Origin of the sequence: uncultured Nostoc sp. (genome assembly GCF_964247315.1) — a bacterium.
Lineage (GTDB): Bacteria > Cyanobacteriota > Cyanobacteriia > Cyanobacteriales > Nostocaceae > Nostoc.
The window spans coordinates 21588-29479 of the sequence record NZ_CAXTTT010000097.1; the positions used below are offsets into that span (position 1 = coordinate 21588).

Below are 7892 nucleotides of genomic sequence, written 5' to 3' on the forward strand. Positions count from 1 at the left end.
TGACCTTTCATTGCAGCTTTTAGTTTTTTTACTAATAGCCCAGCTTGCGAACACCAAGCGTATTGCCATTAATAAAGAGAAGGAAATTTGCGATGTTACTTGAACTCAATCAACTAATTGTTAGAGCCGGTCATCAGTTGTTGATTAAAGATATCTCTTGGTCGGTATACAAGCGCATTTTAGCAGAATTGGGAGACAATCGCAGCTCTCGGATAGGTTACAGTCAAGGGGTGCTGGAAATAATGGCTCCATTACCAGAGCATGAAGTAGCTAAAGTTATTATTGGTGACTTGTTAAAAGTTTTATTAGAAGAACTCGATCTGGAATTTTGGAGTTTAGGTTCTACAACTTTTGATAAGGAAAGTATGGATGCTGGAGTAGAACCCGATGATTGTTTCTATATCCAAAATGAAGCTAAAATTAGGGGTAAAGATAGAATAAATTTAGAAACTGACCCGCCTCCAGATTTGGCTATTGAAATTGATATTACCTCCCGCACTCGTTTCAATAATTATCAAGCGTTGAGAGTACCGGAACTGTGGCGATGGAATGGAAGAAAGCTGGAAATAAACGTGCTTTTTGATGGTAAATATATAGAATCAAATACCAGTTATATTTTCCCCAACTTCTCAATTTCCCAAGTAATTCCCGAATATTTGATTCTGAGTAAAACCAATGGCAGAAATACCACAATGAAAGCATTTCGTGCGTGGATAAGACAGCAAATTAGTAGCCAGATTTAGTTGAAATTATCAGATTGATTTTAATCAGAACAAGACAAAATTAAGAAGTTTTCTACCTGTGGTAGTCTAATTTAATTAATTGCTTTTTATACAGGATTAAAGCTACACTTAAAGCCAGCAAAATTCCACCCGCACCTTGATGTTCGGGAACAGAAGTAGAGGGTGAGCTAAATCCATATTTTGCCAAAATTTCTTGCCCTTTTTGTGACAGGATATATTCAGCTAATTTTTCTCCATCAGGATCAGCGTTTTTCAGTGTAGTCAATCCGTAATCAGCTTTCGTTGCTAAATAGTCCGGTAACTCTACTATTTGCAGATTGTCACCACCTTCTGTTGCTTGGGCAATCTTTCCACTGGTGTAATAAGCTAAAAATATATCTGCCTGCTTTGTTTCTTCGAGAAAATAGACTAAACTATTTTCGCCATTAGGAACTATAGGAGCATTAGGATTACCACCTACTAACTGTAAAGCTTTATTCTTCAAAATTTGAGAATTACCAGGTGTAACCCGATCGGCCTTGTCAAATATCTGCCATGCATAGTTACCAGATGGATCTGCTATAGGGGTTGAGGTTCCCACCTTGATTTCAGGTTTTAGTAAAAAATCCAACAAATTATCTGATGTAATACCAAGTCCCGATCTGACAACAGCCGTCATGCGGTTGCTGGTGAAGTTCGCTACAGGTTCACTCAAACCTTCTTCAAACAATGTTTGAGGGTTATCAATATCTGCACTGGCAAAAACATCTGCGGATTTTCCAGTTTCAGAGAATTCTTGTTCTATAAATTCTCGTGTTAAACCAGAAGGGCCAAATCGCGTTTCTACTGGAATTCCATATTTTTCGTTAAAAGATTCAGATACTTCTGTGAGACTATCGCGCAAACTTCCAGCAGCGTATAGCTTAACTGCAAATGCCTGAGTTGGCAAAGTCATACCGACAGCACAAGCTATCAGTGAAAAGGCAAAAAAATGCTTTTTCATAGTTGTTATATTATTGTGTTGCTATTCTTACTGGGTGAACGATCTGTAACCAATGCTTCAGTGTGGGTTTTGGTAAATATATAAAGTATTGCCTCTGCCCATTAACTTTATAAATGAATTCTGATATGTGCGTGGTTTGCAATTAGAGTTATAGTACCAACTAAGTTGGAATAAATCAATCACCAACATCTTCAAACGCTGACTTTATCAAATTTTTAAGTTTGTCATCAGTTTTATTCATGGAGGCGTCAATCGTCCTGATGTTGCCCAGCTTATACTAAATAACAGGCTGCACACAAGTAAAACTAAGTTGGAATAATGTCCAGCAGTAAAAAGTGCCTTGAGCAAACAGGTAAAATATTTGTAGAGTAATTATGTATACATTAAGACCAAGTAATAAATATCAAGAAATTTCAAAATTTAAAACCGCAAACAAATTAGGAGGTATTCTACATAATTACTTAGCGATCGTTAGCGGTTAGCATTTAAAACAATAGTTTATTTATACTCTGATACGGAGCTAACAGCGAAAGTCGGGTAAACCTTAATTAGAATTGATAATTTTTTACTTTGTCGAAAATAAATTTTCATCTAGAGTAGGACAAAGATACCTACTGTTTACCACATAAAAAAGCTAGCTGAAGCCTCTGGCTCATTAGCTTATGGGAAACCAAGCTTGATTCTTAAGAGTCTGGTTTCAAAATGGGTAACAGCAACATCCCCTATCAGCTCGATCACCTATGCTAAAAGTTATGCACTCGGCCGCCAACTCAGCCACTCCAAATTCCCAGTGGGAGGATTTAATCAAGCTTCCAGCCCCAAACACAGTTCAATGGGACAATATCAAAACCCAATTAGACTTGGTGCTGTTGGCGCTAGAAACCTTAACTGGGATTGGTTCAGAGGCAATGCTTTCGGCGGCAACCGATCTGAATTTAGAGTCAAGAGTGCCAGACCGCGTAGCTTTATGGCGACTGCGCCAATCAAATCCCCTACGCAAAGGTCAAGGAGGGCGAAAAAAGCTAGATGTCGAAGAAGCGCGATCGCTTGTTTTGATCATCTGCTATCTAGCCAAACAGCACCAGGAATTGATTCGCCGCGCTGTCGGTCTGTTAGAACAAATGGCAGAAAATAACCGGGAACCTCACCAGGCTGCTTTACTTGGAGACTATATTGATGCTTTTTGCAATACCTACCAAGAGCGGATGGAAGAGGACGAGGAAATCTCAACGGATTTACTAACCAACCTGGCCCTAAAACTGCTTGTAGATTTACTTTTTTACAGTGCTCCTGGTGGGCATCGCCGTCTCTGGCTAGCACTTATAGACCGTTCAACAAAATTTTAAATTTGAGATTTGAAATTCCTCAACCAAAATTCGTTTTGAAAAGTTTGCTAGGTCAGGAAACTCTTTTGATGGTCATTAGCTCTTGGGCGATGCACTATCAGCAATGCTTCCTCCTTGCACGCCAGTTTGCACAACCGAAGGAACTTGACAAATTTCTGAGTGGAGGAATCCACCGTTCCAACTTTTTTTTGCAAGCAACTGGCTCAATTTTTGCAAAATCCCAATATAGTCTTCTTCGTAGTTCCTGTCATGCCTCTATCAAATTCAGTTATTCGTTGCTACACACCACCGACTTGCACGCTAGAAGTATTCGCGCAAAGCTCATCTCTGTCTCGTTGGATGGGGAAAACTGTCCTCAAACATCTGAGTTTTGAGCTACGTTTTGACGATCCCCGACTACCAGAAGAACAAAGAGTTCCAATTCGGGGCGATCGTGAGCAACTCGAAGCTTTATGTGATGCTGTCACCAACTATGTACAGCAATTCCTTCAACAGCCTCCAGAAAGCTTTTGGGTCAGTTTCTCCAGAACCCAAGAGTCAAGCACAGCACTGGATGAGCCGGAATTAAAGTCTTCAACAAAAACATTAAATGCCTTTAGTAACCAAATTCCAGGGGCAAATATCCACTTAGAACCAAGCAGCTATTTAACTCACAACCTATTTCTTGGTTCTCTTGCCAACCATTCATCTGGCCCAGTAATTCAACTCAGTTTGCTGCAACTATTCGATTTGGCAAGTGCTTTAGATGAATACTCAACTGATGTCATGGCACTTCCAACTCTCAACAGCACAGGTTCGACTCTGAGATTCCCTGCTTGGGCACCTGTTGCCGCAGTCTTAGTATTAGGTATAGGTTTTTTACCAGTTACTTGGCAATATGCTAACAATATTAGAGAAAAGCAACAGCAGACAGCCAAAACATCAGATTCAACAGCAGTAAAGACTGCTCTAGAACCTTCATCCTCACTAAACTTTCCCACGCCTGAACCTGGGCTAGCCTCTCCATCAAATAATTTGCTAGGTTCTACCCCTCCACTTTCCACATCCACTTTACCCCAAGCACCTCTAACAGCCCCTAGTTCTAGTGCACCGCCACCAAATACATTGACAATACCTCAAGGGACGACTGCAACCCTTCCTAGTAATCGAGCGATTGCACCATCCAGCAAAATCCCAGGTCAGGAAATTGCCATATTACCAAATCTGGGACAGAATCCAACCGGGTCAAGTCCCCAAGCAGGTACTATCCCTAAACTGCGGAATTTGCCACCCAGACTATCTTCTAACGCCAGTAGCTTACCAACTAATATCTCACCAGTCCTCCCTCCATCTCTTGACACCATACCCAATAATAATCGTGTCAATACCCCAACCCAACCCTCCCCACTAACCTCACAACAGCTAGACGAAAGAATCCGTTCCTTACAGCAATCTTCTGCTGGAGAAAAACCTGCTTCACAACTTCCCTCCTCTAGGACTGCGGAGAATAATCCCTTTATCGATCAATTAGGGGACGCAGGTAAAAACCCCACATCCAGAGAAGTAGCTACTGGCACATTATTTGACACACCTCAAGTAGCAGAAGCTAGAGAATACCTAACAAAGCGTTGGCAACCACCTACTGGACTGGGACAAACATTAGAGTATAGTTTGATAGTTGGTGTTGACGGCACAATTGAACGAATTTTTCCCCTTAATAAGGCAGCAAGAGAATTCGTTGATAACGCTGGGATGCCTGAGGTTGGTAAACCTTTTGTTTCCGCCAATAAAAATGGACAAAATGTCAGAATTCGAGTTGTTCTCAGTCCTGATGGCAAGGTACAGACTTTTCCAGATCAATAAGTAAACTCATCCTTTTAATGCCACTTATAAAACTGGTACAAAGTCTTGTGCCAGTTTCTACTGACTACAATTGCTATTGAGCTTACCTATTAAAGTCCAGTTATGAAACTGGTCTTACTATTAATACCAGTAAACCTACCAATAAATATAATTACTGTTAACATCAATTCTCCAAAACTAAACTATAGATATAAGTTTGGAAACCCAAATGAAATCTTACGCTTCTTAATTAAAAATCAAGAATTGATATTAATAAGTCATATCAAAGGTAGGAAATATGCAAACAATTGGTAGCCAAAAAGACAGTGCAGCTTGGGTTATTCAAACTTGGGCAGCTTTTGTGATTTCTATTTCTATGACCACCTTCGGCATTGTAAACTTACCTGTAAATGGCTGGGTGAAAGGCTTTATGGGTATGGGTATGGCTTTCTCTGTTGGCTCAACTTTTACTTTGGCAAAAACTACTAGAGACTTGCATGAAACTAGAAGATTAACTGCTAGGTTAGACGAGGCAAAAGTAGAAAAATTACTTTCACAGCACGATCCTTTAAATTTCAAATGAAGGAAGTTAACCCTTACAAGGAATTCCAAATTCTAAATTATCCCTGCATCAGAAATTAACTACATAACGAAAAACAAAAGGACTGGATATACCAGTCCTTTATTATCTTGATTTAACGCTTTTATCTTAATAACGTGATTTTTTGGTTTTTGACTTTTGCTTTTTACGCCGACGTTCGCTAGCAACAACTGCCTGTTCTACAGGATAACCCACTAAAGGAATTACCTGATATTTGCGTTCTTCTTCTAACTTTTTCAGTTCAGTGTAATCAACCCAATGAATGCAATCAACCGGACAAGTGTCAATTGCTTCTTGGATAATTTCCTCAGCGTCCCCATCTTGCCGAACTACGCGCGATCGCCCGTAATCTGGTTCAATGTAAAAGGTGTTACGCGCAACATGGGCGCAATGCTTGCAACCAATACAGGTGATTTCATCAACATAAACACCATTTTGGCGAAATACACCACCCAATTCCGGTTCTAAACCAGAACGCTCTGCGGCATCCCGTAAAAAACCCCCTAATTCTGGTTCCAAACCGGAACGGTTCTCTTCTTGTTCTTCCGGCGACGGCAGAAAATCACCCATTACGCACTCCAGCGCTGTACTACCACGCGAATTGAACCATCTTCATTTTTTTGTTGTTCAGAGACTTGAAAACCAACACGAGCGGTTTCTTTCACAACTGTTTGATAAGCATAGTGCTGGGTTACCTGGCGCAAAAATCCGTCTACAGACAGGCCTTGCTGCCAATATTGCAAGTCAGCCACCAGTTCATATTCTTTGCCATTCCATCTAAAACCGATGTCATAGCCATTTTCCTGCTCAATACTAACTTCCGCAGGATGGGTTTGACCGCGATAGCCACGGACTTCGCGTGGGCCGGGTTTCCAGTCTACGCCCAATTCAGTCAAAGCATCTTTCAAAGAATCAAGGTTACGGATTTGAGTCTTAATTTGGCTAAAATGTGACATGGTGGTTGTGAATTAATAACGCTAAACTACTGTGAAAACTTACCAATCGCTGTAAGTGGTGTGTGTATTCGCCACATTAGATTGCTGCACCTTCGCGGCGAAATATTCTGAGGTTGGCTCATGATTAAGTACTTGCCCCAACTGCGCCTCTATTGCTGCTGTAACCTCAGAGCAAGAAGCACCTACAATGCCAGTGACTTTCTCTTGTACCCGACCGTCTGGATAGATTATGAACTCTAATGTCTCCATTCTTTTGGCCAACCAGGATAAGTACGCTTAAATTTTACTGCCTTAGCAGAAGGCTACAAATATAGCCGTAGGAACATTTTTAGATACAAACTTGCCATTTGTTAACTAATGTTCCATGTTTCAACATATATATCTCAGAATCTTTACAAAACTTATTATTATTATAAGCACACACATCAGTATTTAGTTAGTTTCTCTTAACCTCATTGATTAGTCAAGGTTGCAACTGGAGCTAGCTAAGTAAGCTGCAAAAGTCCTAAAAATAAGCATTAGAGGTAGTATGGCCAGCAAGATAATTCACAAAAATATAAAATTTCTTGGAAAACTTTATTCTTACGATTCCATTTAGCTTATTATATTAGGATTTTCCAGAGCGTAGTGTCAGGACTACAGCAAGATCGTAGGGTATACTTACGTAGCCATTAGTGACTTTAGGTAGCATTGGGTGTAAAGAGATTTTTAAACTGCGATCGCTATTTTCTGCCATTGGTGAGATTTAACAACCTCGACTCTAGACAGTTAAATATGTACAAGTTTGCCCCAGCTTGGGAGAAAGAGCGAATAGTCTTTGGTGCTGCACGACCTGGATACACTGACAAAAATGTTCAGGATTGGATAGAATTCATGAAGCGCCAAAATATCAAGCGTGTTTGCTGTCTTCTTGATGAACAACAGCTAGCATCTTACTTCAATCTTCTAAACATATACAAACAGGAATTTGGGAATCAGTTAGTTTGTTGGGCACCAATTGCAGATTTCCATTTATCTAATTTAGAAACCCTCATACACAAAATACTTCCTTTCTTAATAGAAGCAGACAAACAAAATGAGAAAGTCGTTGTACACTGTTCTGGTGGAATTGGACGTACTGGACATGTGTTAGCAGTATGGCTAGTTAGTGTCCGAGGATTATCAAATCAAGCTGCAATAAATGCTGTCAAGAGAACAGGTAAAAATCCTTATGAAGCTGCGATCGTTACTGTGTTTAGAGGTAGAAATCCCTTGACAGTTGTAAAAGAACTTGATGTGCTTCTGAATGATTGCTGTCTGGTAGTGCATAAAACATTTTAAGTTTACTATTATCCTGTTTAATCAGTATATTTACAAGGTAAATTCTATGGCAATGGTTCTAGATCAAGGGGAGCATCCCAATTTGGCAAAAAGATGGGAAAAAGACAACAATATTCGCGAGTT

The 7892-nt window shown here is 40.1% G+C and carries 9 protein-coding genes; 5 read left to right on the forward strand and 4 right to left on the reverse strand.

Annotation, left to right across the window (positions count from 1 at the left end):
- Positions 1-92: 92 nt before the first annotated feature.
- Entirely contained in the window at positions 93-743 is a 651-nt protein-coding gene (locus tag ACFE93_RS24855) for a Uma2 family endonuclease (RefSeq protein WP_375477233.1), read from the forward strand.
- A 52-nt stretch (positions 744-795) separates the two neighbouring features.
- On the opposite strand, the gene ACFE93_RS24860 is transcribed toward ACFE93_RS24855, so the two are convergent.
- On the reverse strand, positions 796-1725 hold the full coding sequence (locus tag ACFE93_RS24860; RefSeq protein ID WP_375477235.1) for a molybdate ABC transporter substrate-binding protein: 930 nt from the start codon (positions 1723-1725) through the stop codon (positions 796-798).
- A gap of 740 nt (positions 1726-2465) precedes the next feature.
- Between ACFE93_RS24860 and ACFE93_RS24865 the strand changes: the two genes are divergently transcribed.
- The 3 genes from ACFE93_RS24865 (at position 2466) to ACFE93_RS24875 (ending at position 5475) form a co-directional block, all read left to right on the forward strand.
- Complete coding sequence (locus tag ACFE93_RS24865) at positions 2466-3071, forward strand: DUF3038 domain-containing protein (protein ID WP_334816628.1); 606 nt, start codon at positions 2466-2468, stop codon at positions 3069-3071.
- A gap of 249 nt (positions 3072-3320) precedes the next feature.
- Positions 3321-4913: a DUF4335 domain-containing protein gene (locus tag ACFE93_RS24870; protein WP_375477237.1), complete on the forward strand. Its 1593-nt coding sequence runs from the start codon at positions 3321-3323 to the stop codon at positions 4911-4913.
- 277 nt (positions 4914-5190) lie between these two features.
- Entirely contained in the window at positions 5191-5475 is a 285-nt protein-coding gene (locus ACFE93_RS24875; RefSeq protein WP_335187717.1) for a YiaA/YiaB family inner membrane protein, read from the forward strand.
- A 126-nt stretch (positions 5476-5601) separates the two neighbouring features.
- On the opposite strand, the gene ACFE93_RS24880 is transcribed toward ACFE93_RS24875, so the two are convergent.
- The 3 genes from ACFE93_RS24880 to ACFE93_RS24890 are packed head-to-tail and all read right to left on the reverse strand — an operon-like array spanning position 5602 to position 6698.
- Positions 5602-6063, reverse strand: coding sequence for a ferredoxin (locus ACFE93_RS24880; protein ID WP_375477239.1), 462 nt, complete (start codon positions 6061-6063; stop codon positions 5602-5604).
- Positions 6063-6449: a DUF1257 domain-containing protein gene (locus tag ACFE93_RS24885; RefSeq protein ID WP_375477241.1), complete on the reverse strand. Its 387-nt coding sequence runs from the start codon at positions 6447-6449 to the stop codon at positions 6063-6065. The genes ACFE93_RS24880 and ACFE93_RS24885 overlap by 1 nt, the downstream gene beginning before the upstream one ends.
- 39 nt (positions 6450-6488) lie before the next feature.
- Positions 6489-6698 (reverse strand): DUF2997 domain-containing protein, encoded by a 210-nt coding sequence (locus ACFE93_RS24890; RefSeq protein WP_375477243.1) that lies wholly within the window; start codon positions 6696-6698, stop codon positions 6489-6491.
- Positions 6699-7223: 525 nt separating this feature from the next.
- Between ACFE93_RS24890 and ACFE93_RS24895 the strand changes: the two genes are divergently transcribed.
- On the forward strand, positions 7224-7769 hold the full coding sequence (locus tag ACFE93_RS24895; RefSeq protein WP_375477245.1) for a dual specificity protein phosphatase family protein: 546 nt from the start codon (positions 7224-7226) through the stop codon (positions 7767-7769).
- The last annotated feature ends 123 nt before the right edge of the window (positions 7770-7892 follow it).